The organism is Amycolatopsis sp. NPDC045836 (assembly GCF_056431745.1).
This window is the reverse complement of record NZ_JBWKKF010000006.1, coordinates 320,976-343,914: the sequence shown is the minus strand read 5'-3', so window position 1 is coordinate 343,914 and position 22,939 is coordinate 320,976. Positions and strand designations below refer to the sequence as shown.

Genomic DNA, 22,939 nt, shown 5'->3' with positions numbered 1-22,939 from the left:
GTGACGTAATGTCAGATAAAGCGCCGGAGCATTTTCTGACAATTCGTCAGAATGCGTTTCCGGCCGGGGCGGAAATGCGCGGAGAACAACGAGGAGTACCGTCGAAGGGGTGTTTCCCGAGCATCGTCCCCGCCGGTTGCGTGTGTCTCCCGCGATGCGGCGCCTCGTCAGCGAGACCACGCTCCGGCCGCGGCAGTTGGTCCTGCCGATGTTCGTGGCCGAGGGGGCCGACGCGCCCCGCCCGATCGCGAGCATGCCGGGCGTGGTCCAGCACACCCGCGATTCCCTGCGCAAGGCGGCGGTGGAGGCCGTGCGCGCCGGGGTCGGCGGGCTGATGCTGTTCGGCATCCCCCAGCACCACGACGCCATCGGGTCCGGGGCCACCGACGAGAACGGCATCCTCAACGTCGCCCTGCGCGACCTCAGGGCCGAACTCGGCGACGAGACCGTGCTGATGGCCGACACCTGCCTCGACGAGTTCACCGACCACGGCCACTGCGGTGTGCTCGACGCGAACGGCGCGGTCGACAACGACGCCACCCTGGAGCGCTACGCCGAGATGGCGCTGGCGCAGGCCCGGGCCGGGGCGCACCTGCTCGGGCCGAGCGGCATGATGGACGGCCAGGTCGGCGTGATCCGCCGGGCGCTGGACGACGCCGGGTTCACCGACACCGGCATCCTCGCCTATTCCGCCAAGTACTCGAGCGCTTTCTTCGGCCCGTTCCGCGAGGCCGTCAATTCGCAGCTCAAGGGCGACCGCAAGACCTACCAGCAGGACCCGGGCAACGCGCGTGAAGCCTTGCGCGAGATCGAGCTGGACGTGGCCGAGGGCGCCGACATGGTGATGGTCAAGCCCGCGCTGGCCTACCTGGACGTGGTGCGCGCCGCCGCCGAGGTCTCCCCGGTGCCGGTCGCCGCGTACAACATCTCCGGTGAGTACGCGATGGTCGAGGCCGCCGTGGCGAACGGCTGGCTGGACCGCCGGGCCACCGTGCTGGAGGTGCTGACCTCGATCCGCCGCGCCGGGGCGGACGTGATCCTGAGCTATTGGGCGGCCGAAGCGGCGCACTGGCTGGACTAGAGTCTGCGCGGTGACCCCACCCAAGGCGTTGCCGCAGCCGGTGAAGACGGCCTGGTACCTCTGGATCGCCGCCGCCGTGGCGATGGTGCTCGGCGGCGTGGTCTCGCTGTTGCTGGAACAGCGCTACGTCGAGCAGGCCACCGCCCAGCTCAACGGGCAGCCGATCAAGCCGGAGCAGATCGCCGGCGGGGTGCACAGCATGCTGTGGACCTTCCTGGTCGGCGCGCTCGTGTTCGCCGTGTTGTTCCTGCTGTTCGCGTGGAAGGCCAAGGACGGCACGCGCTCGGCCCGCACCGTGCTGACCGTGCTCGCCGTGGCCACCGTGGTCTTCCAGGCGTTGTTCTTCAGCAACGAGGTGAAGCTGCTGGCGTGCGCGTTGACCGTCGCCGCCACGGTCTGCCTGTACCTGCCCAGCGTCCGCGACCACTTCCCGAAGCTGCCGAAGTCGTGACCGGGGCACGGGTGGTGCTGGACGAACCGGGGGCCGGTGGTGCGCCGCTGCTGTGGGGGCCCGGGTTCGCGCTGGCCGGGTTCCTGCTCGAACTGCTGGCGGGCGGTCCGGTGCACACCGTCGAATGGGTGCTGGTCGGGCTCGCGCTGCTCGGCGTGACGATGCTCTGGGTGTACGCCCGCCGCCGGTTCCTCAGCGTCAAGGTGACCACCGAAGCGCTGTGGCAGGGCCGCGAAAGCCTGGACGTGGGCAGGATCAGGGAACTCGACGACGTCGGCACGCCGGTCGGCGCGAAGGTGCTCGGCGGCGGCCCGGCGGTGCCCCGCAAGTTCGAGGACCTGCCCCTCCGGCTCGACGACAACACCGTGGTGATCGCCTGGGCGCGCGACGCGGCCGCGTTGCGTGAGGCGTTGCGCAGGGTCACCGGCATCGTGAGAGAGTCAGACGGTGAGTGAAACCGAGCCGGCACCCGGGCGGCTGCACCAGCCGCGGCGCGCGATCGTGGCCGTGGCCGAAGTGGTGCTCGCCGGGCTCGCGCTCTGGGCGGCGACGCTCGCCTGGGCCGCGTCGATCAGCAACGTGCGCCTGCGGGCGTCGGACGGCGCGGAGCTGACCTCCGTGCACTACGCGGGCAACTGGGTCCTCGCGGCCGTCGCACTCGGCCTGGTGGCCGCCCTGCTGGTGGTCGACGCGGTGCGCCAGACGGCGCTCGCGCTGCGCACCCGGCCGCGCGGGGGCAAGCCGAAGACCGGGGCCGAGGTGACGGCGGAGTCACAGCCCGCCCCGGGCTGACCACCCGATCTGCTCTGTCAGACTGGCCGGTGTGACAGTCGAACAGTCCAAGGAATGGTTCGCGCGCGCGTCGGCCGCCACCCCCGGCGGGGTCAACTCGCCGGTGCGCGCGTTCAGCGCGGTCGGCGGAACGCCGAGGTTCATGGTTCGCGGCGAGGGCGCCTACCTCTGGGACGCCGACGGCACCAGATACGTCGACCTGGTGTCCTCGTGGGGGCCGATGATCCTCGGGCACGCCCACCCCGCGGTGGTCGAAGCCGCCCGCGAGGCCGCGAGCAGCGGGCTGTCCTTCGGCACGCCCACCATCGGCGAGGTCGAGCTGGCCGAGGAGATCATCGGCCGGGTCGAGCCGGTGCAGCAGGTGCGGCTGGTGAACTCCGGCACCGAGGCGACGATGAGCGCCATCCGGCTGGCCCGCGGCTTCACCGAGCGCACCAAGATCATCAAGTTCGCCGGCTGCTACCACGGGCACGTCGACGCGCTGCTCGCGCAGGCGGGCTCCGGCGTGGCCACGCTCGGGCTGCCCACCTCGCCCGGCGTCACCGGCGCGCAGGCCGCCGACACGATCGTCCTGCCGTACAACGACATCGACGCGGTGCGTGCCGCGTTCGCGGACAACCCCGGCGAAATCGCCGCGGTCATCACCGAGGCCGCCGCCGGCAACATGGGGGCGGTCGCCCCGGACCAGGGCTTCAACGCCGCGCTGCGGGACACCGCGCACGAGCACGGCGCGCTGCTGATCATGGACGAGGTGATGACCGGGTTCCGGGTCAACGCCGCCGGCTGGTTCGGCATCGAGGGCGTGCCCGGTGACCTCTACACCTTCGGCAAGGTGATGTCCGGCGGCCTGCCCGCGGCGGCGTTCGGCGGCCGCGCCGAGGTGATGGCCCGGCTCGCGCCGACCGGCCCGGTCTACCAGGCGGGCACGCTGTCCGGGAACCCGGTGGCGGTGGCCTCGGGCCTGGCCACCCTGCGCCACGCCGACGACGCGGTCTACCGCGCGCTCGACGCCAACTCCCAGCGCCTCGGCGCCCTGTTCACCCAGGCGCTCACGGCCGCCGGGGTGGCGCACCACGTGGCGTACGCGGGCAACCTGGTCAGCGTGTTCTTCACCGAGCAGCCGGTGCGGAACTACCACGACGCGACCACCGCCGAGACCTGGCGCTTCCCGCCGTTCTTCCACGCCCTGCTCGACCGCGGCGTCTACGCGCCGCCGAGCGCCTTCGAGGCGTGGTTCGTCAACGCCGCCATGGACGACGCCGCGTTCGAGCTGATCGAAGCCGCGCTCACCCCGGCGGCGGAGGCCGCCGCGGCCGCGAAGCAGGTCTCATGACGACGATCGTGCACGTGCTCCGCCACGGCGAGGTGCACAACCCCGGCGGCATCCTCTACGGCCGCCTGCCGGGGTTCCGGCTGTCCGAGCGCGGGCAGCGGCAGGCGCTCACCGTGGCCGAAGCGCTGGCGAACCACCAGCTGGTGCACGTGGTGGCGTCCCCGCTGCAACGCGCGCAGGAGACCGCCGCGCCGATCGCCGACGCCCACCGGCTCGACGTGACCACCGACGAGCGGCTGATCGAGGCGGGCAACCTGTTCGAGGGGCAGCGGGTCGCCGTCGGTGACGGTGCGCTGCGTGAGCCGAAGCACTGGCCGAAGCTGCACAACCCGTTCAGGCCGTCGTGGGGTGAGCCGTACATCGAGATCGCGCACCGGATGCTCGGCGCGATCCACCGCGCCCGCACCGAGGCCGAGGGCTTCGAGGCGTTGTGCGTCTCGCACCAGCTGCCGATCTGGACGCTGCGGCGGTTCCTGGAGCGCCGCCCGCTCTGGCACGACCCGCGGCAGCGGCAGTGCTCGCTGGCCTCGCTGACCAGCCTGGTCTTCGAGGGCCCCCGGCTGGAGCGGATCGTCTACAGCGAGCCCGCCGGGTACACCGATCCGAAGGTGACCGGGGCATGAGGAAGCTCACCGCCGCGCTCGCCGGGCTGGTGCTGCTGGCGGGCTGCTCCACCGGCTCGGACGCGGTCACCCGCGGCACCAACTTCGAGTTCGTCTCCCCGGGCGGCCAGGTCGACATCACCTACGAAGGCGACCAGCGCAAGCCGCTGCCGCCGGTGTCCGGTGAGGACCTGATGGCCGAGGGCAAGCAGCTCGCGGTGGCCGACTTCCCCGGCAAGGTGGTGGTGCTGAACCTGTGGGGTTCGTGGTGCCCGCCGTGCCGGACCGAGGCGCCGGAGCTGGAGCAGGTGCAGCGCGAGGTGCCCGGGGTGCAGGTGCTCGGGCTGGACGTCCGCGAGGACAACCGGAACGCCCCGCAGGACTTCATCCGCAACCACGGGATCACCTATCCGTCCATCTACGACCCGCCCGGCCGGTCGCTGCTGGCGCTGAAGGGATATCCGCGCAACGCCGTGCCGTCGACGATCGTGCTGGACAAGCAGCACCGGGTGGCCATGGTGTTCCTGCGCGGCCTGCTGGCGAGCGATCTGACCCCGGTGGTGCAGCGCCTCGCGGCGGAGTAGTGCCAGGCCGGTAGGTTCACGGGTTTTTCACTCTCTACCCTGAACGGGTGGACCCAGTGACCGAGCTAGCGACCTCCGGTCCGCTGCTGCTCGCCGCCGGGGTGGCCCTGCTGGCCGGGGCGGTCTCGTTCGCCTCGCCGTGCGTGGTGCCGCTGGTGCCCGGCTACCTCGCCTACCTGTCCGCCCTGGTCGGCGCGGACGCACCCGCGGTCAGCCCGGACGAGGCGCCGAAGAGGGGCCGCTACGCCGTGGTCGGCGCGGCCGGGTTGTTCATCCTCGGCTTCACCGTGGTGTTCACGCTCGGCCTCGGCAGCCTCGTCTGGATCTCCGACGCCCTGCTGCTCAACCAGGAGCTGCTGCAGCGCATCGGCGGCGTGCTCACCATCGCCATGGCGCTGGTCTTCCTCGGCCTGATCCCCGCGCTGCAGAAGGACATCCGCTCGCACCGGGTGCCGCGCGGCGGGCTGTGGGGCGCGCCGCTGCTCGGCGCGGTCTTCGGCCTCGGCTGGACGCCGTGCATCGGGCCCACGCTGACCGGGGTGCTGGTGCTGGCCAGCTCCACCGGTGACACCGCGGCCCGCGGCTTCCTGCTGATCCTGCTCTACTGCCTCGGCCTCGGCCTGCCGTTCCTGCTGATCGCGCTGGGCGCCCGCTGGGCCGTGCGCGCCACCGGCTGGCTGCGCCGCAACGGCCGCCGCGTGCAGGTCTTCGGTGGCGCGCTGCTGCTCGTGGTCGGGGTGCTGCTGGTCACCGGGCTGTGGGGCGAGCTGGTCGGCTGGCTGCGGGTGGCGTTCGTCAACGAAGTGGAGCTGCCGCTGTGACGCTCACTGCGGATTCCTCGGACGCGCCGCCGAAGGGCCCGTACCGCGAGACCCCGGGCCGGCGGGTGCTGGCCTTCGTCCGCAACACCTGGCGCGGCCTGACCTCCATGCGCACCGCGTTGATCCTGCTGTTCCTGCTGGCGCTCGCCGCGCTGCCCGGTGCCCTGCTGCCGCAGCGCGCGCTGAACGCGCCGAAGACCGAGGAGTACATCGCCAACCACGGCTGGTGGGGCGAGCTGCTCGACGCGACGCAGTTCTTCGAGGTCTACTCCAGCGTCTGGTTCTCCGCGATCTACCTGCTGCTGATGGTTTCGCTGGTCGGCTGCCTGGCCCCGCGCAGCGTCGACTACGTCCGCGCGATGCGGGCCAAGCCGGTGCTCACCCCGCGCCGCCTCGGCCGCATGCCGCACCACCACCACTTCGAGACCGACGCGACCCCGGACGAGATCGCCGCGGCCGTCCGAACGCGACTGCGTGGCTGGCGCAGGGCCGAGCGCGAGGAGGCGGGCGGCGTCCGCACGATCAGCGCGGAACGCGGTTACCTGCGGGAGACCGGCAACCTGCTGTTCCACTTCGCCATGCTCGGGCTGATCGTGTTCTTCGCCATCGGCAAGATGTTCGGCTACGAGGGCCAGGTCACGGTGATCGCCAACGGCTCGCAGTTCTGCAACTCCGGCATCTACGCCTACGACGCCTTCGACCCCGGCCTCCAGGTGGACGGCACCGAGCTGAACCCGTTCTGCGTCAAGGTGAACAAGTTCACCGCGGAGTACACCGAGCAGCTGCAGCCGATCCACTACCAGGCCGACGTCGAGTACCAGGCGGGCGAGGACCTGCAGACCGGCGCGTGGCAGCCGTACCAGGTGCGGATGAACGAGCCGCTGCGCATGGGCGAGGACCGCGTCTACGTGCTGGGTTACGGCTACGCGCCGAAGTTCACCGTCACCTATCCCGACGGCACCACCCGCACCCAGGCCATCCAGTGGCGCCTGGTGGACCCGGCCACCATGCTCTCCGAGGGCGCCACCAAGTTCGACCCGCCCGGCATCCCCGACACCGACGAACGCCGGAAGAAGCAGCTGGCGATCACCGGCCTGTTCGCGCCGACCGCCTTCGTGCACGGCAACGTGCTCACCTCGTCGAGCCCGGTGCTCACCGAACCCGGGGTCGCGGTGGACGTGCTGCGCGGTGACCTCGGCATCGACTCCGGCCGCGGCCAGTCCATCTTCGAGGTCAACCAGTCCATGGTGGACAGCGGGCGGCTGGTGAAGGTGGCTCGGGAGAACCTGATGCTGGGCCAGGAACTGACCCTGGACGACGGCACGAAGATCCGCTTCGACGGGGTGGAGAACTACGCCTCGCTCCAGGTCTCGTACGACCCGACGCAGGTGTGGGTGCTGGTCTGCGCGATCGCCATGCTGGTCGGGCTGGTCGGCTCGCTGCTGGTGAAGCGGCGCCGGTTCTGGGTGCGGATCACCCCGCCCGCCGAGGGCGCCGAGCTACGACGTACTGTAGTAGAAGTGGGTGGCCTGGCCAGGACGGACCAGGCCGGCTACGGCGAGGAGTTCAACCGGATCGCGGTCTCGCTCCACAGTGCTGAGCACGGGGGACGACCCCCGGACCCCCGGGAAAAGCCGGAGAAGAAGGACTAAGGATGGTCAACGAGACTTTGTCGCAGTACAGCGACCTGTCCTACACCACAGCCGTCGCCGTGTACGTGCTGGCGATGATGTTCTTCCTGGTCGAACAGTCCTTCGGGCGCAAGGGCAGGCAGGCCGCCCAGCGCACCAGGGAGCGGGCCGCGGCGCTGGTCGGCGGCGGGGGCACCGCCGTGCTGGCCACCACCGTGCCGCCCGCCGGCGACGAGGCCGCTGGCCGCCGCGAGCGGGCCGAGCGGATCGGCCGGATGGGCGTCGCGCTGACCGTGCTCGGCGTGCTGCTGCACCTGGCCGCGCTGGTGCTGCGCGGGGTCGCCACGCAGCGCGTGCCGTGGGGCAACATGTACGAATACATCATGGCGGTCTGCCTGGTCGCCGTGGCCACCTGGCTGGTGGTGCTGCGCAAGTCCGACATCCGCCACCTCTCGGCGTTCGTGCTGCTGCCGGTGGTCATCCTGATGTTCGTCGGCGGCACCATGCTCTACGCCGTGGCGGCGCCGGTGCAGCCCGCGCTCCAGTCGTACTGGCTCGTCATCCACGTGTCCGCGGCCATCGTGGCTTCGGGGGTGTTCCTGGTCCCCGGGGTGGCCAGCATCTTCTACCTGATCCGCGGCAGGCACGAGAAGAACCCGGCGAAGTTCGCCCGCTTCGGTCCCAAGCTGCCCGCGCTGGAGGTGCTGGACCGGGTCGCCTACCGGACCACCGTGTTCGCCTTCCCGGTGTTCACCTTCGGTGTGCTGTGCGGGGCGGTGTGGGCCGAGGCGGCGTGGGGCCGGTTCTGGGGCTGGGACCCCAAGGAGACCGTGGCCTTCATCGCCTGGGTCATCTACGCGGCCTACCTGCACTCGCGGGCCACGGCCGGCTGGCGCGGCAACCGCGCGGCGTGGATCAACGTGCTGGGCTTCGCCGCCACGGTGTTCAACCTGTTCTTCATCAACCTGGTGACCACGGGACTGCACTCCTACGCCGGGGTCGGCTGACATCGGCTACCGTCGTGCGGGTACGACGTGAGGGAGTGGAGGGACCGCGACGGTGACCGGACCTGACGAGGCGACGCGGCAGCCGGAACCGGGGGACGAGCCCACGCAGTGGCAGCCCGCGCCCCAGCCGCCGCCCGCCGCACCCCAGCCACCCCCGGCTGCGCCCCAGCCGCCCCCGGCGGAGGACCAGGCGCACTTCTCCGAGGAGCGCACCGACTCGGCACCGCACCCGGCGACCTCCGGGCCGTACGAGGTGCCGCAGGCGCAGCCGGTGCCGCCCTACCAGCGGCCCTACGCCGACCCGTACGACCAGCAGCTGCCGCCGCTGCACCCGCAGCCGCAGCAGTACGGGCAGCACCCGCCGTTGCCCCCGCTGCCGCAGCCGCAGTCCCCGACCGGGCCGCCCGCGCCCCAGCTGCCGCCGGGCATGCTGCCGCAACCGCAGCACGGCAGGCCGCTGCCGGGGGACGACCTGACCACCGCGCACCTGGTGAAGCCGAGCAGGCGGCGGCCGCAGTCCGGCTGGCGCAAGGCGCTGTACGTGGGTTCGGGCAAGCTGATCAACCCGGGGGAGAGCCCGGCGGACCGGCGGCGCCGCGAGCTGATCGCGCAGGTCAACCAGCCGCTGCGGGGTTGCTACAAGATCGCCATGCTGAGCCTGAAGGGCGGCGTGGGCAAAACCACGACCACCACCACGCTCGGCGCCACCTTCGCGTCGCTGCGCGGTGACCGGGTGGTCGCGGTGGACGCCAACCCGGACCGCGGCACGCTGTCGCAGAAGATCCCGATCGAGACCACCGCCACCGTGCGCCACCTGCTGCGGGACGCGGACAAGATCACGCGCTACAGCGACGTCCGGTCGTACACCTCACAGGGTTCGAGCCGGCTGGAGATCCTGGCCAGCGAGCAGGACCCGGCGGTGTCCGAGGCGTTCTCCGAGGACGACTACCGCCGCACGGTCAACCTGCTGGAGCACTTCTACAACATCGTGCTCACCGACTGCGGGACCGGCTTGATGCACTCGGCGATGAAGGGCGTGCTCGACGTCGCCGACGCACTGGTGGTGGTCTCGTCCGGCTCGGTGGACGGCGCGCGCAGCGCCTCGGCCACCCTGGACTGGCTGGATGCGCACGGTTACGGCGACCTGGTGAAGCGCTCGGTCGCGGTGATCAACTCGGTGCGCCCGAAGGGCGGCTCGGTCGACCTGGACAAGCTGGCGGCGCACTTCGCCGCCCGGGTGCGGGGGGTGTGCCGCATCCCGTTCGACACGCACCTCGAAGAAGGCGCGGAAATCGAGCTGGACCGCCTCCAGGCCGACACGCGGCTGGCCCTGCTGGAGCTGGCCGCCACCGTCGCGGACGGCTTCGCCATCGAACGCTGACCTCCCGACCGGGCCGGGGGCAAAGCGCGGCTTTACTTCTTCTCGTCGTCGTCGCGACTGCGCTTGCGGTGCTGCTCGGAGAGGCCGCGGAGGAAATCCGGGTCGTCATCGGGGGCGACGCGGGGCTGTGACGAGGGGACTCCGGGGCGCGGGGCGCCGAGCGTTCGCCACAGGACGACGGCGACCGTCAGGGCCCCGATCGCCGCGAGCAGGTAGAGCATGCTCGATCCCTTCAGGCAGTGATGCGCGGATGTGCTTCCCCCGAGGTTAACCCTTTTGCCGGGTTTGCGGGTGCGACGGCCCCCGCTCCGTGAAAAGCGAACGGGGATGTCGTGAGACATCCCCGTTGGTTCGCCCGGCTTCCCCCGTCAGCGGCGGGTCGGCTCGCTGGCGTCGGTGGTCAGCTCGGCCAGCAGCTCGTTGACTTCGGCTTCCCGGAAGCGGCGGTGCCCGCCCGGGGTGCGGATGGAGCCGATCCGCCCGGCGGTGGCCCAGCGGGTCACGGTCTTCGGATCGACTCGGAACAATGCGGCGACCTCACCCGGGGTGAGCAGTCGGCCTCCGACGGTCGCGGTCACTTTCCGCCTCCTTCACGACCTCGCGGCTATACCGGTAGGTGCCTAGCCGTCTCTCAACGGCGCAATCGTCGCACTTACCCCGGCAGGTACTCGAACGGTTGTCGAAGAGTAAAGAGGTAGTAAGGGACGAAACGCTCGGTTCGGACACGACGACCCGGTGGCTAGGGTGACCCGCTATGGACGCACTCGATCGCAGGATCATCGCCGCGCTGCGGCTCAACGGGCGGGCGACCTACGCCGAGCTGGGGCGCAACGTCGGCCTGTCGGCGTCCTCGGTGCACGAGCGCGTCGGCAAGCTGGAGGCCGCCGGGGTGATCACCGGCTACCACGCGGTGGTCGACCCGAGCACCGTCGGCCTCGGCGTGACCGCGCTGGTCGGCATCCAGCCGACCGACACCGCCGCCGACGACGACGTCGCCGAGGCGCTCGGCAGCCTCAGCGAGGTGGAGAGCTGCTACGCCGTGGCCGGTGACGAGGCGTTCGTGGTCAAGGTCCGGGTGTCCACGGTCGACGAACTGGAGCGCACCCTCGGCAGGCTCCGCCGCATCGACGGCGTGGCCCGCACCCGCACCACCGTGGTGCTCTCGACCCGCTTCGAGGGCAGGCCCAACAACGAAGGGCTGGAAGAGCCCGCCGAAGATGGCGCGTAACCTGCATAGACGTGAGTGACGCTGCGATGCCCGGCCACCTGGGTCGAGACCTGACGTTGTACCTCCTCGCCCGCTTCGGGCTGGTGGCCGCGGTCGCCGCGCTCCTGCTGGTGGTCAACGTGCCGCTGCTGGTCGCCCTCGCGGTCGGGCTGGTGGTCGGCCTGCCACTGGGCCTGCTCGCCTTCCGCGGGCTCAACACCCGCGTCACCGCCCAGCTGGCCAAGCGCAACGAGCACCGCGCCCGCGAGCGCGCCAAGCTGCGCGCCCAGCTGCGCGGCGATGCGGGCGGGGCGGAATGAGCCCGCAGAACCGCGCGTGGGCCCGGGAGGCCGTGCGCATCCTCGAGGCCGACGCCAACCGCAGCGCCGACACCCACCTCAAGGTCTTCCCGCTGCCCCCGGAATGGGGCGTCGACCTCTACCTCAAGGACGAGTCGGTGCACCCGACCGGCTCGCTCAAGCACCGGCTGGCCCGCTCACTGCTGCTCTACGGCCTGGTCAACGGCCACATCGGCCCGGACACCGTGTTGATCGAGGCGTCCAGCGGCTCGACCGCGGTGTCCGAGGCGTACTTCGCCAGGATGCTCGGCCTGGAGTTCGTCACCGTGGTGCCGCGCAAGACCAGCCCGGAGAAGGTGGCGCTGATCGAGTTCTACGGCGGCCGCTGCCACTTCGTCGACGTCCCGGCCGAGATGTACACCGAGGCCGAGCGGCTGGCGGCCGAGTGCGGCGGGCACTACCTCGACCAGTTCACCTACGCCGAGCGCGCCACCGACTGGCGGGGCAACAACAACATCGCCGAGTCGGTGTTCGCGCAGCTGCGGGCCGAGCGGCACCCGGTGCCGTCCTGGATCGTGGTCGGCGCGGGCACCGGCGGCACCAGCGCCACCTTCGGCCGGTACGTGCGCTACCGGCGGCACACCACCAAGATCGCCGTGGTCGATCCGGAGAACTCGTCGTTCTACGGTGCCTGGGAGACCGGCGCGCTGGACTACGGGACCGGGATGCCGTCCCGGATCGAGGGCATCGGGCGGCCGCGGTGCGAACCGTCGTTCGTGCCGAGCGTGATCGACGAGATGTTCCAGGTCCCGGACGCGGCGTCGATCGCGGCGATCCGGCTGCTGCGCGAGCACACCGGGTACTGGGCCGGTGGGTCGACCGGGACCAGCCTGTACGGGGCGTTCAAGCTGATCTCGCGCATGGTGTCGGAGGGGCAGGCGGGCAGCGTGGTGACCCTGCTGTGCGACGGCGGTGACCGCTACTCGCACACCTACTACAACGACGACTGGGTGGCCGGCCAGGGCTTCGACCTGGCCCCGCACCGAGCCGCGATGGAAGAGTTCCTGGTCAGCGGAAAGTTTCTGCCGCCGAGCTAGATCAGGACCAGCGCCAGGCAGGTGAGCACGGCCCAGGCGAGCATGGCCAGCCCGGTGTCCTTGAGCGCCGGGATCAGGCCGGGGCCGGTGGCGCCGGAGCGGATGGCGCGCACCGGGCGGATCAGCAGGGCGCCGGCCAGCACGCCGATCACCAGCCGCGGATCGGTGAAGCCGCCGAGGGCGAAGCTGAGCACGAACGGCACGGCGACCAGCACCAGGTAGAACCGCCGCGTGCCCTCGTCACCGAGGCGGACGGCCAGCGTGCGCTTGCCGGAGGTGACGTCGGTCGGGATGTCGCGCAGGTTGTTCGCGGTGAGCACGGCGGTGGAGAAGCAGCCGATGGCGACCGCGCAGGCGAGTGCCTCCCAGCTGATCCGGCCCGCCTGGATGTAGACCGTGCCGAGCACGGCGGCCAGGCCGAAGAACACGAAGACGGCGACCTCGCCGAACCCGTGGTAGCCGTACGGCCGCCGCCCGCCGGTGTAGAACCAGGCGCCGAGCAGGCACAACGCGCCCATCGCCAGCAGCCACCAGTACCCGCTGGCGGCGATGAGCACCAGCCCGAGCACCCCGGCGAGGCCGAGCGAGGCCAGCGCCGCGGCCAGCACCGCCTTCGGCTTCGCCGTGCCCGAGCCGACCAGCCGCAGCGGCCCGACCCGGTCGGCGTCGGTGCCGCGGATGCCGTCGGAGTAGTCGTTGGCGTAGTTGACCCCGACGATCAGCGCCAGCGCCACGCCGAGCGCGAGCAGCGACCGCCACCAGGAGAACGCCCCGAGCGCCGTCGCCGCGCCGATCCCGGCGACCACCGGTGCCACCGCGTTCGGCAGCGTCCGCGGCCGCGCCCCCTCGATCCATTCGGTCAGCGTCGCCATGCCGATCATTCTCGCCGCCGACGCGAAGGGGCCCGGCGCGGGGTTCAGCAGGGGCCGGGGGCCTGCGCCACCTTCACGTACGCGCCCGAGACGTACATGCCCGGCGCCAGCCGGTACCAGCGGTCGTCGGTGCCTTCCGTGCCCGGCACGGACTCACCCGGCGCCGCGCACTCGAGGCGGATCTGGGCGTGCCGCGCGGCCAGGCCGACCTGCGGTTGCGAGCTGTGCGGCCCGGTGCGCACGTTCAGCGAGTCGTAGGAGGTCACCGTGCCCCACGGCCCGCCGCCGGTCCACTGGTAGGTCACCTGCACCCAGGCGTTCGTCTTCAACTTGAGCCCGTCCCAGAAGGTGCCGTCGGCCAGGTCGATGCCCGCCGGGTTGAGCACCTCGCGGCCGAACTCGTCCTTCCCGCCGTTGTGGCCCTGCTGGTAGGCCGCCTGCGCCTGCGGCAGCCCGCGCGGCAGTTCGCGCCAGCTCGCGCGGTCGGCGTTCCAGTAGTCGTCCTTGGTGTTCCACGGGCCGACGTCCCACACCGGCGCCCATTCGCACCGCGTGTGGTCGGTGGTGCAGACCTTCACCGAGTAGTTCCCCTGCCCGCGCCCGGCGAGCCCGCGCCGCGACGGCAGGGCCACGAAGTGGTCGCGCTGCACGATCTTGTGCCCGTTGGCGGTGGTCCCGCCGACCAGTCCCTCCCGGGTGGCGAACACCCGGTAGGTCGCCGCCGCGGTGGGCTCGGTGCGCTCGGTGCCGCTCCGCCACGCGGTCAGCCCGAGCGGCCCGAGCGCCACCCCGGTGGACCCCGGCAGCACCAGCCGCGCCTGCACCGACCGCGTCGCGTCCGGCAGCGCGGCGGGCGTTCCCGGTGCCGTCTCGATCCATTCGGACCACCGGCCGTCCGCCCGCAACCCCCGTACGTCGACCGGAACACCCGGCGTGCCGGTGTCCAGCCGCACGGTGTCCACATCGGACTCAAGTTGCTTGACCGGCAGTTCCTCGACGCGCAGCGGAAGGGCGGTGCCCGGCAGCGGGTCCAGTCGCGCGCCTGGCGGATCGACCGTCCAGCTGACCGGGCCCCCGGCCACCGCCGGCGTGGTCAGGAGGCTCAGCGCGAGCAGCACGCACGGCACCAGCACCCGGGTTCTGTTGATCACGGAAAGTCAGCAAAAGGGACTTTCCGTACAGTGTCAAAGCGAGGACCCGACCGGGTCAATCGTGTTTGAAAAGCGCCCGGACGCCACTACGGTCCACCTTCCCCGGGCCGCGGAGCGGGAGTTCGCCCAGCGTGAGGAACCTTTTCGGGACCGCCGCCGCGCCGGCTCCGGCACGCACGAGCGCGCGGAGGTCGTCCTCCGGAAGGGTGACGCCGGCGGGGACGACGGCGGCCACCACGGCCTCGCCCCACTCCGGGTCCGGCACCCCGACCACGCACGCCGCCCGGACCGCCGGGTGGGCCAGCAGCGCCCGCTCCACCGCGGCCGCGGGCACCTTCACCCCGCCGGTGTTGATCACGTCGTCCGCGCGGCCGAGCACCTCCAGCCGCCCGCCGGTGAACCGGCCGAGGTCGCTGGTGGTGAACCATCCGTCCACAAAGGACTCCGCGGTCAGTTCCGGGTTCAACCGGTAGCCGTGCGCCAGCACGCCACCGGCGATCTGCACCCGGCCGCCCGCGGTGAGCCGGATGTCCACCCCGGACAGCGGGACCCCGGCGTAGACGCAGCCGCTGGCGGTTTCGCTCATGCCGTACGCGGGCACCGCGGTGATCCCGGCGTCGGCCGCGCGCTCGGCGAGCCGCGGGTCCAGCGCCGCCCCGCCCAGCACGATGGCGTCCAGCTTGGCCACCTCGCCGGTCACCGCCGGACCGGCTTCCACCAGTCGTGACAACTGGGTCGGCACCAGTGCGCTGTAGTGCGGCCCCGGCCGCCGGACCAGTTCGCGCACGCCGTCGGCGAAGTCCGCGGCCCGGAAACCGGTACTGGAGTCGAGCACCACCGGGGTGGTCCCGGCCAGCATCGACCGCACCAGCACCTGGAGGCCGCCGATGAACTGCGGTGGCGTCGCGAGCAGCCACCGCCCCGGCCCGCCGAGCCGCTCGTGCGTGGCTTCGGCCGACGTGCGCAGGGCGTGCGCGGAGAGCAGCACGCCCTTGGGTGCGCCGGTCGAGCCGGAGGTGGCGATGATCACCGCGGTGCCGTCCTCGACCGGCAGGTCCGGGCGCATCGCTTCGGCCAGCGCCGGATCGCCGACCGGCAGCACCGCCGGACCGCCGTCCAGCGCGTCGGCCAGCGCTCCCGGCAGCTCGGCGAACTCGGTGACTACGCGCATCAGTAGTAGTACGGGTAGCCCGACCAGTCCGGCTCGCGCTTCTGCAGGAAGGAGTCGCGGCCCTCGACCGCCTCGTCCTGCATGTAGGCCAGCCGCGTGGTCTCCCCGGCGAACAGCTGCTGGCCGACCAGGCCGTCGTCGATCAGGTTGAACGCGTACTTGAGCATGCGCTGCGCGGTCGGCGACTTGCCGTTGATCTCCCACGCCCAGCGCAGCGCTTCAGCCTCCAACTCGGCGTGCGGCACCACGGCGTTCACCGCGCCCATCGCGTGCATCTGCTCGGCGGTGTAGGACCGGCCGAGGAAGAAGATCTCGCGGGCGAACTTCTGCCCGACCTGCCGGGCCAGGTAGGCCGAGCCGTACCCGCCGTCGAACGAGCCGACGTCGGCGTCGGTCTGCTTGAACCGCGCGTGCTCGGCCGAAGCGAGCGTGAGATCGCACACCACGTGCAGCGAGTGCCCGCCGCCCGCGGCCCAGCCCGGCACCACCGCTACCACGACTTTCGGCATGAACCGGATCAGCCGCTGGACCTCCAGGATGTGCAGCCTGCCCGCCCGCGCGGGGTCCACCGTGTCGGAGGTCTCCCCCGCCGCGTACTGATACCCGGACCGACCGCGAATACGCTGGTCACCACCGGAGCAGAACGCCCAGCCGCCGTCCCGTGGCGACGGGCCGTTGCCGGTGAGCAGCACACAGCCGACGTCCGAGCTCATCCTGGCGTGGTCCAGCGCCCGGTACAGCTCGTCGACGGTGTGCGGCCGGAAGGCGTTGCGCACGCCCGGCCGGTCGAATGCGACCCGGACGACGCGTTTGCCTGAGCGGCTCTCCGTGGAACGGTGGTAGGTGATGTCGGTGAAGTCGAACCCTTCGACCTCGGACCACGAGGCGGGGTCGAACAGCTCGGAAACTTGGGCGTCATCCACGCCTGGGAGAATAGGACCCATGCCTATGCGCGCGGACGACCTGCCGGGGGTCAGCCGGTGAACCCGTCGACCGCGCAGGCCAGGGTGATCGTGGACGAACTGGTCCGCAACACCGTTTCCCACGTGGTGCTCTGCCCGGGCTCCCGCAACGCCCCGCTCTCGCTGGCGCTCTACGACGCCGCGTCGAAGGGCAAGCTGCGGCTGCACGTCCGGATCGACGAGCGCAGCGCGGCCTTCCTCGCCCTCGGCATCGCCGCGCGCACCGGCCGCCCGGTCGCCGTGCTGTGCACCTCGGGCACCGCCGCCTCGAACTTCCACCCCGCCGTGCTCGAAGCCGACCGCGCCGGGGTGCCGCTGATCGTGCTCACCGCCGACCGGCCGCCCGAGCTGCGTGCGGCCGGGGCGAACCAGGTCATCGACCAGCGCCGCCTCTACGGCGACGCGGTCCGCTACGGCGACGAGCTGGCGGTCGCCGAACGCCGGGCCGGGCAGAACTCGTACTGGCGCAGCCAGGTCTGCCGGGCGTGGAACGCGGCCTACGGCGAATGGCGCAGTGGTCCGGTCCACCTGAACATCCCGTTCCGCGAGCCGCTGGTGCCGGACGAGGAAGACGGCGAGTGGTACGAATCGCTCGAAGGCCGCCCCGGCGGGGCCCGGTGGACCGAGCTGCCCGATTTCGGTGCGCTGCCCGCGTTCGTGGTGCCGTCGGCGCGGCACGGCCTGGTCATCGCCTGCGACACCGGGGTGGGTGCGGCCAGCGAGTGGGCCGAGCAGCACGGCTGGCCCGTGGTCTCGGAAACCGGCGGCATCGGGCTGACCGGGTCGACCGCGATCGGGGCGGGGGCGTGGTTGCTCGGCGTGCCGGAGTTCATCGAGCGGCACAAGCCCGAGCAGGTGCTCTGCCTCGGCAGGCCGACGGTGTTCCGGCAGGTGCAGGCGCTGCTCTCGGACGCCGACGTGGAGGTGCTGCTGGTCCGGCCGGACTCCGACTGGCCGGCGCCGGCGCACAACGTGCGGCAGGTGGGCCAGTGGTTCGCCGAGCCGACCAAGCCGGCCGACCCCGAGTGGCTGGCGAGCTGGCAGCGCGCCGACGCGGCGGCGAAGGTGGCCGTGCGGGAGGCGCTGGCCGAGGAGCCGTGGCCGTCCGGGCTGCGCCTGGCCGCCGAGTTGGTCGAGGCGCTGCCGGAGGACGCGATGCTGGTGGTCGGCCCGTCGAACCCGACCAGGGACGTCGCGCTGGCCGGTGGCATGCGGCCGGACGTGCTGGTGCACCGCAACCGCGGGGTGGCGGGCATCGACGGCGCGGTGTCCACCGCGATCGGTGCGGCGAGCGTGCACAAGGGCCCGTCGTACGCCCTGCTCGGCGACCTGACGTTCCTGCACGACATCAACGGCCTGCTGACCGGGCCGGCCGAGTACCGCCCGGACCTGACCATCGTGGTGCTGAACGATGACGGCGGTGGCATCTTCACGCTGCTGGAGCAGGGGGCGCCGGAGCACAGTGCCGGGTTCGAGCGCGTTTTCGGCACACCGCACGGGGCTGACCTGAGCGCTTTGTGCGCCGGGTACCGGGTCCCGCACGTGGTCGCCGAGACACTGACCGAGTTCCGGGCAGCTCTGCGGCCGGCGCCGGGGTTGCGGGTGATCGAGGTCCGCGTGGACCGGGCGCGGCACCGCGACCTGCACGCCCGGTTGCGCGCCGCTGTCTCGGCGGCGGTGTGAGCTTCCGTGCGGGTGACCTGCTGCCGCCTGCGTACTGATCTGCTTCAGCCCGCGAGATTGATCTGCTTCCGCTCGCGGGTGCGCTCAGTGCGGCCTGCTCCCGCTCGCGCACTGACCTGCTTCAGTCCGCGAAAGTGGCCGGGTGATCTGCTTCCGCTCGCGCACTGCCCTGCTTAAGCCCGCAGAAGCGTGCGGCTGCCCGCTTCGGCTCGCCGAAGTGCGCGGTGTCAGCCCGCGTGAGTACGCGGGCTGACCCGCTTCAAGCCGCGAAAGCCCTCCCTGCGAGTAAAGCCAGCAATCACCGCGCGTCAGGCGAAAGCACGCGGTGTGATGCCGGCCGCCTCCAGCGCTGCTCGTACCGCCCGGGCGATTTCCACCGCGCCCGGGGTGTCGCCGTGCACGCAGATGGAGCGGGCGCCCACCGTCACCTCCGAGCCGTCGATCGCGGTGATCCGGCCGTGGGTGGCCAGGTCGACACAACGCGCGGCGATCGTCTCGGCGTCGTGCAGCACGGCGCCCGGCGTCCGCCGCGACACCAGGTGCCCCTCGGGCGTGTAGGCCCGGTCGGCGAAGGCTTCGGTCACCGTGGGCAGCCCGGCGGCTTCCGCGGCCGAAAGCAGGGCCGACCCCGGCAGCCCGAGCACCGGCAGCGCCCCGTACCGGCGCACGCCCTCGGCCACACCCCCGGCCTGCGCCTCGTCGGTCACCACGGTGTTGTAGAGCGCTCCATGCGGCTTCACGTAGGCGACGCTCGTCCCGGCGGCGCGCGCGAAGGCGTCCAGCGCGCCGATCTGGTAGGTGATCTCGTCGGCGAGCCGGTCCGGTGGCACGTCCATCCGCTGCCTGCCGAACCCGGCCAGGTCGCGGTAGGACACCTGCGCCCCGATCACCACCCCGCGCTCGGCGGCCCGCTCGCAGGTCGCGCGCATGATGGAGGGGTCACCGGCGTGGAATCCGCACGCGACGTTCGCGCTGGTCACCACGTCGAGCAGGGCCTCGTCGTCGCCGAGCACCCAGATCCCGAAACCCTCCCCGAGATCACTGTTGAGATCGACCGTCAACTGCCCGGTTCGACCGTTCTCAGCAGGCAAGACCCTCCTTTTGGTTGTTCCTCGGGCCCGACCGCGGCGATAGGTTCGCCCGGAGCTAGCCCACGGACACCTGGAGGGTATAGATGCGGCTGAGAACTCGCGCGGGAGCCGGTGCGGTGGCCACCGGTCTCGCCTCGATCCTGCTGGCCTCGACGGCCGGTGCCGCACCAGCGCCGGGCGCGCCGGGCGCGGGCGATCCCTACTACCCGGGTGCGGGCAACGGTGGGTACGACGTCCAGCACTACGACGTCCGGCTGACCTACCAGCCGTCGACGGACCAGCTCTCCGGGCAGACGACCATCCTGGCCACCACCACGCAGGAACTGTCGACGCTCAACCTGGACTTCGCGCTCAAGGTCAGCTCGGTGCGGATCAACAACGCGCCCGCCAAGTTCAGCAAGGACGCCGGCGACCCCAGCGAGCTGGTCGTGCAGCCGGCGAAACCGCTGGCGAAGAACCAGTTCCTGACCATCGTGGTCAGCTACGCCGACACCCCGTCCAAGGTGGTCGTCGACGGCGGCACGGCTTGGCGCAAGACGCCGACCGGCGCCGAGGTGGTGGACGAGCCGTTCAGCTCGGAGTGGTGGTTCCCGGCCAACGACCACCCCACCGACAAGGCCAGCTACGACGTCTCCGTCGAGGTCCCCGACGCGGTTTCCGCCATTTCCAACGGCACCCTGGTGCGCAAGACCAAGCAGCGCACCGGCTGGACGCGGTGGAACTGGCGCAGCACCCAGCCGCAGGCCACCTACCTGACCTTCCTGGCGGTGGGCAACTTCGAGGTGCTCCAGTCGACCACGCCGAGCGGGCAGCCGTTCCTGTCCGCCTACGACCCGGCGCTGGGCGCTTCGCTGCCCGCGGCGAAGGCCAGCATCGAGCGCACGCCCGAGGTCACCGAGTTCCTCGCCACCCGGTTCGGGCCCTACCCGTTCGAGGCGCAGGGCGGGGTGGCGTCCAACGCGATCGGCTTCGCGCTGGAGAACCAGACGCGTTCGGTCTACGGCAACAGCTTCTGGCGCGGTGGTGCGAACACCTCGGTGGTCGCGCACGAGGTGGCGCACCAGTGGTTCGGCGACTCGGTGTCGCTGGGCAAGTGGAGCGACATCTGGCTGAACGAGGGTTTCGCGAGCTACGCGGAGTTCCTGTGGTCGGAGCACAACGGCGAGGGCACCGCCGACGAACTGGCCGAGTACCTCTACAACTACTACCCGGCGGAAGACCCGTTCTGGCAGGTAAAGCCCGGTGACCCCGGTGCGGACAACCAGTTCGACGGCGCGGTGTACGACCGCGGTGCGCTGGCCGTGCACGCTCTGCGCAAGGCGGTCGGCGACGAGGACTTCTTCCAGATCCTGCAGACGTGGCAGGCGCAGAAGAAGGGCACGCACGCCACCATCCCGGAGTTCATCGCGCTGGCGGAGAAGATCTCCGGCAAGCCGCTGTACGACCTGTTCCAGACCTGGCTGTTCACCCCGGGGCGGCCGCAGCTCAGCCCGGCCGGGCAGCAGGCGGCGGCCTCGGCGGCAACCGTGGCGCGGGCCGCGGACGGCGCGCCGGTCGCCCCGAAGTCGTGGGCGAAGATCCAGGCCACGCACGCCGAACTGGCCGAGCACGGGCACGGCCACTCGCACGGCACGGAAGCGGGCCGCGACTTCTAGCGGTGGTGCGGTCGCGGGAGGTCGCCCCGGCTTCCCGCGACCGCGGCTAGGGTGTGCCGTATGTCCCCCAGGAGTGAGAAGCTGCTGCGGATCGGGGTCCGCGTGCTGGTCGGCGTCGCGGCCGTGCTCACCCTGCTGTGCGTGACCCTGTTCTTCGCCGCGGTGCGCAACGACAGCGCGATCGCCGACCACCGCGGCCTCGCCGACGCCGAGGTGCTCTCGGTCTCGTTCGACCGCACGCTGATCCGGTTCGTCACACCGGACGGGGTGGCGCACACGCCTTCGCTGGGCGTGCTCTACCCGGACGGCCTGGAGGCGGGCCAGCTGGTGCGGGTCGAGTACAACACCGAGGACCCGGAACTGGCGCGGGTCGCCGGGCGCACGGCTTCGCTGACCCTGCTGCCGCTGGGGACCACGATCCTGTTCACCTGGCTGGTCGCGGGTCCGGCATGGTGGTTCAGCCGCCGCCTCCTGCGGCGGCCTGCCGCCGCCTCGGGTGCCATCGATTCGGGCGGGGGCTCGGCTTCGGAACGGGTCGCGCGGCCGGACAGCTGACTCCACCCTTCGCTGCCTTCACGTTTCCCGTTCGTGGGGGAGGAGGGCCGGTTGGCGGCCCCTGGAGGGCGGCTGCCGGTGAGCGGCGTGGCGAGCCGAGGGGAGATGTGGAGTGCGACTGAGCGGCTCAGTGGCTAGTCCACTTGGCCACTGGGTCTCTAGCCGATGGTGACCAGGTCTCTGGGCCTCGCGGTGACCAGGTCTCTCGGCCGCTTGCCTTTGAGTGGCTCGATCATTTGGTTGGTTGATCGCCTTCGCTGCTCGGTCACCCGCCAGTTGATCGGCAAGAGCCGAGGGGGCGAAGGTTCGGCCGGTGGCTCAGTGGCCAGACCACTTGACCAGTGGGTCTCTTGACCTCCCGGTGGTTCGGCCATTGCGGCTTGTCGGCCGCCGCCTGAGTCGCTCGGCTGTCCGCCAGCTGATCGACGCGAACCGAGGGTGGGGCGGAGGATTCGTTGAAGTGGCTGAGTGGCTTAGCCACTTAGCCACTTAGCCACTGGACCTCTTGACCACTTGTTCTTGGCGACTCGGCAGCTGGGTCAATTGGTCACCCGGGCCACTCGACTCCCGGTGGCTCCACCACCTGAGCCACCAGCACACTCAGCCCGTTCAGCCGTTCTGCTCGTCCCCCAGCGGAACCCCCGACGTCAGCACCGCCGTGCCTCGCCACCAGTCGAGGACTGCTTCCGCCAAGCCCGGCGCGGCGACCAGCAGGCCATCGGCGGGGAGCGCGTTCCCCGTCCCGTGGCGGTCCAGCACCACGGCGCCCGATTCGATCGCCAGCGCCACCGCCCCGGCCACATCCCACTCGTGGTAGCTGTGCAGCACGGCCGCCCCCGCGTGCCCCAGGGCCACCTGCGCCACCGAGAGCGCCGCCGAGCCCAGTACCCGTACCCCCGCGTGCGCCGCCGAGGCCCGTTCGATGAAACCCGCCATGCCCGGCCAGGCCCCGCCCCGGCCCAGCTCCGTGCAGATGATCGCGCCCGCGGTCGTCCGCACCGGCTCGCCCGGCAACCGCACCGGGGTGCCGTTCGCGCGTGCGCCCCGGCCCCGGGCCGCCGCGTAGATCTGGCCCCGGTACGGATCGGCGACCACGCCGACCACCGGGCCCGAGGAGTCCACCAGCGCCAGGCTGAACGCGCACCACGGCATCCCGGCCACGTAGTTCGCCGTGCCGTCCACCGGGTCGACCACCCACCGGTACTCCGCCACATCCGCACCGAGGTCCGCGCCGAACTCCTCGCCGACCACCGGGACCCCGGGGAACTCGGCGGTCAGCACCCGCCGGGTGTGCCGCTCGAGGATGCGCTCGGTGTCGGTGACCCAGTCGAACGGGGTGTCCCCGGTGGTTTCGGGCCGGGCACCGCGGCCGGCTGTGGCGGTGATCACGTCGGTGGCGTCGTTCGCCAGCCGGCCGGCGACTTCGAGGGCCTTGGACAGCAGCGCGGGCTCGACGGGCCGGGCCGGACGGGACGACAAGAGGGTCACGCCGCTCTAGCATGGCCGCCCCGGG

General features: G+C 71.7%; 25 protein-coding genes. 17 read left to right on the top strand and 8 right to left on the bottom strand.

The genetic code is table 11. From position 1 onward, the window contains the following. The first annotated feature begins 109 nt into the window (after positions 1-109). Genes hemB through AC07EG_RS13685 form a run of 11 tightly spaced genes read left to right on the top strand, consistent with a single transcriptional unit; the run spans position 110 to position 9,683 of the window. Positions 110-1,081: a porphobilinogen synthase gene (hemB, locus tag AC07EG_RS13735; RefSeq protein WP_478253405.1), complete on the top strand. Its 972-nt coding sequence runs from the start codon at positions 110-112 to the stop codon at positions 1,079-1,081. A 10-nt stretch (positions 1,082-1,091) separates the two neighbouring features. Next, on the top strand, positions 1,092-1,532 hold the full coding sequence (locus AC07EG_RS13730; RefSeq protein WP_478253404.1) for a hypothetical protein: 441 nt from the start codon (positions 1,092-1,094) through the stop codon (positions 1,530-1,532). Continuing rightward, entirely contained in the window at positions 1,529-1,987 is a 459-nt protein-coding gene (locus AC07EG_RS13725; RefSeq protein ID WP_478253403.1) for a hypothetical protein, read from the top strand. The genes AC07EG_RS13730 and AC07EG_RS13725 overlap by 4 nt, the downstream gene beginning before the upstream one ends. After that, positions 1,980-2,324 carry a hypothetical protein gene (locus AC07EG_RS13720; RefSeq protein ID WP_478253402.1) on the top strand — a complete coding sequence of 115 codons (345 nt, stop codon included), beginning with the start codon at positions 1,980-1,982 and terminating at the stop codon, positions 2,322-2,324. The genes AC07EG_RS13725 and AC07EG_RS13720 overlap by 8 nt, the downstream gene beginning before the upstream one ends. 31 nt (positions 2,325-2,355) lie before the next feature. After that, positions 2,356-3,657: a glutamate-1-semialdehyde 2,1-aminomutase gene (gene hemL / locus AC07EG_RS13715; protein ID WP_478253401.1), complete on the top strand. Its 1,302-nt coding sequence runs from the start codon at positions 2,356-2,358 to the stop codon at positions 3,655-3,657. Then, the gene (locus AC07EG_RS13710) at positions 3,654-4,280 is read left to right on the top strand and encodes a histidine phosphatase family protein (RefSeq protein ID WP_478253400.1); all 627 of its coding nucleotides are present in this window, start codon (positions 3,654-3,656) and stop codon (positions 4,278-4,280) included. The genes hemL and AC07EG_RS13710 overlap by 4 nt, the downstream gene beginning before the upstream one ends. Next, positions 4,277-4,843, top strand: a complete 567-nt coding sequence (locus AC07EG_RS13705) for a TlpA family protein disulfide reductase (RefSeq protein WP_478253399.1) — start codon at positions 4,277-4,279, stop codon at positions 4,841-4,843. The genes AC07EG_RS13710 and AC07EG_RS13705 overlap by 4 nt, the downstream gene beginning before the upstream one ends. A 47-nt stretch (positions 4,844-4,890) precedes the next feature. After that, positions 4,891-5,664, top strand: a complete 774-nt coding sequence (locus AC07EG_RS13700; RefSeq protein ID WP_478253398.1) for a cytochrome c biogenesis CcdA family protein — start codon at positions 4,891-4,893, stop codon at positions 5,662-5,664. Then, positions 5,661-7,316 carry a cytochrome c biogenesis protein ResB gene (gene resB, locus AC07EG_RS13695; RefSeq protein WP_478253397.1) on the top strand — a complete coding sequence of 552 codons (1,656 nt, stop codon included), beginning with the start codon at positions 5,661-5,663 and terminating at the stop codon, positions 7,314-7,316. Before AC07EG_RS13700 ends, resB begins: the two co-directional genes overlap by 4 nt. Before the next feature lie 2 nt (positions 7,317-7,318). After that, the gene (gene ccsB / locus AC07EG_RS13690; protein ID WP_478253396.1) at positions 7,319-8,302 is read left to right on the top strand and encodes a c-type cytochrome biogenesis protein CcsB; all 984 of its coding nucleotides are present in this window, start codon (positions 7,319-7,321) and stop codon (positions 8,300-8,302) included. Between the two features lie 52 nt (positions 8,303-8,354). Beyond that, positions 8,355-9,683, top strand: coding sequence for a MinD/ParA family ATP-binding protein (locus AC07EG_RS13685; protein ID WP_478253395.1), 1,329 nt, complete (start codon positions 8,355-8,357; stop codon positions 9,681-9,683). 32 nt (positions 9,684-9,715) lie between these two features. On the opposite strand, the gene AC07EG_RS13680 is transcribed toward AC07EG_RS13685, so the two are convergent. Together AC07EG_RS13680 and AC07EG_RS13675 are read right to left on the bottom strand one after the other, a co-directional pair. Further along, entirely contained in the window at positions 9,716-9,904 is a 189-nt protein-coding gene (locus AC07EG_RS13680) for a hypothetical protein (RefSeq protein WP_478253394.1), read from the bottom strand. 147 nt (positions 9,905-10,051) lie between these two features. Beyond that, a complete protein-coding gene (locus tag AC07EG_RS13675; protein WP_209663863.1) occupies positions 10,052-10,261 on the bottom strand; it encodes a BldC family transcriptional regulator in 210 nt (69 codons plus the stop codon). A gap of 176 nt (positions 10,262-10,437) precedes the next feature. Here AC07EG_RS13675 and AC07EG_RS13670 point away from each other — a divergent pair, with 176 nt between their 5' ends. From AC07EG_RS13670 to cds1, 3 genes are read left to right on the top strand one after another with little or no spacing between them, the layout of a single operon-like run. After that, on the top strand, positions 10,438-10,911 hold the full coding sequence (locus AC07EG_RS13670; protein ID WP_478253393.1) for an Lrp/AsnC family transcriptional regulator: 474 nt from the start codon (positions 10,438-10,440) through the stop codon (positions 10,909-10,911). Between the two features lie 26 nt (positions 10,912-10,937). Further along, positions 10,938-11,210, top strand: a complete 273-nt coding sequence (locus AC07EG_RS13665; protein WP_478253522.1) for a DUF4229 domain-containing protein — start codon at positions 10,938-10,940, stop codon at positions 11,208-11,210. Further along, positions 11,207-12,286 carry an L-cysteine desulfhydrase Cds1 gene (gene cds1, locus AC07EG_RS13660; RefSeq protein WP_478253392.1) on the top strand — a complete coding sequence of 360 codons (1,080 nt, stop codon included), beginning with the start codon at positions 11,207-11,209 and terminating at the stop codon, positions 12,284-12,286. Before AC07EG_RS13665 ends, cds1 begins: the two co-directional genes overlap by 4 nt. Here the strand turns inward: cds1 and AC07EG_RS13655 are convergent. The 4 genes from AC07EG_RS13655 to AC07EG_RS13640 are packed head-to-tail and all read right to left on the bottom strand — an operon-like array spanning position 12,283 to position 16,403. Beyond that, entirely contained in the window at positions 12,283-13,158 is an 876-nt protein-coding gene (locus tag AC07EG_RS13655; protein WP_478253391.1) for a 1,4-dihydroxy-2-naphthoate polyprenyltransferase, read from the bottom strand. The two genes, cds1 and AC07EG_RS13655, sit on opposite strands and share 4 nt — an antisense overlap. Before the next feature lie 44 nt (positions 13,159-13,202). Further along, on the bottom strand, positions 13,203-14,309 hold the full coding sequence (locus tag AC07EG_RS13650) for a hypothetical protein (RefSeq protein WP_478253390.1): 1,107 nt from the start codon (positions 14,307-14,309) through the stop codon (positions 13,203-13,205). Between the two features lie 55 nt (positions 14,310-14,364). Next, complete coding sequence (gene menE, locus AC07EG_RS13645; protein ID WP_478253389.1) at positions 14,365-15,480, bottom strand: o-succinylbenzoate--CoA ligase; 1,116 nt, start codon at positions 15,478-15,480, stop codon at positions 14,365-14,367. Continuing rightward, the gene (locus AC07EG_RS13640) at positions 15,480-16,403 is read right to left on the bottom strand and encodes a 1,4-dihydroxy-2-naphthoyl-CoA synthase (RefSeq protein WP_478253388.1); all 924 of its coding nucleotides are present in this window, start codon (positions 16,401-16,403) and stop codon (positions 15,480-15,482) included. The genes menE and AC07EG_RS13640 overlap by 1 nt, the downstream gene beginning before the upstream one ends. 57 nt (positions 16,404-16,460) lie before the next feature. Between AC07EG_RS13640 and menD the strand changes: the two genes are divergently transcribed. After that, a complete protein-coding gene (menD, locus tag AC07EG_RS13635) occupies positions 16,461-18,125 on the top strand; it encodes a 2-succinyl-5-enolpyruvyl-6-hydroxy-3-cyclohexene-1-carboxylic-acid synthase (RefSeq protein WP_478253387.1) in 1,665 nt (554 codons plus the stop codon). A gap of 308 nt (positions 18,126-18,433) precedes the next feature. Here the strand turns inward: menD and AC07EG_RS13630 are convergent, their stop codons facing one another. After that, the gene (locus AC07EG_RS13630) at positions 18,434-19,186 is read right to left on the bottom strand and encodes a LamB/YcsF family protein (protein ID WP_478253386.1); all 753 of its coding nucleotides are present in this window, start codon (positions 19,184-19,186) and stop codon (positions 18,434-18,436) included. 113 nt (positions 19,187-19,299) lie between these two features. Here AC07EG_RS13630 and AC07EG_RS13625 point away from each other — a divergent pair, with 113 nt between their 5' ends. After that, positions 19,300-20,871 (top strand): M1 family metallopeptidase, encoded by a 1,572-nt coding sequence (locus AC07EG_RS13625; RefSeq protein WP_478253385.1) that lies wholly within the window; start codon positions 19,300-19,302, stop codon positions 20,869-20,871. Between the two features lie 60 nt (positions 20,872-20,931). After that, positions 20,932-21,426: a DUF3592 domain-containing protein gene (locus AC07EG_RS13620; RefSeq protein ID WP_478253384.1), complete on the top strand. Its 495-nt coding sequence runs from the start codon at positions 20,932-20,934 to the stop codon at positions 21,424-21,426. A 609-nt stretch (positions 21,427-22,035) separates the two neighbouring features. Here the strand turns inward: AC07EG_RS13620 and AC07EG_RS13615 are convergent. Next, complete coding sequence (locus AC07EG_RS13615; protein ID WP_478253383.1) at positions 22,036-22,914, bottom strand: inositol monophosphatase family protein; 879 nt, start codon at positions 22,912-22,914, stop codon at positions 22,036-22,038. Between the last annotated feature and the right edge of the window lie 25 nt (positions 22,915-22,939).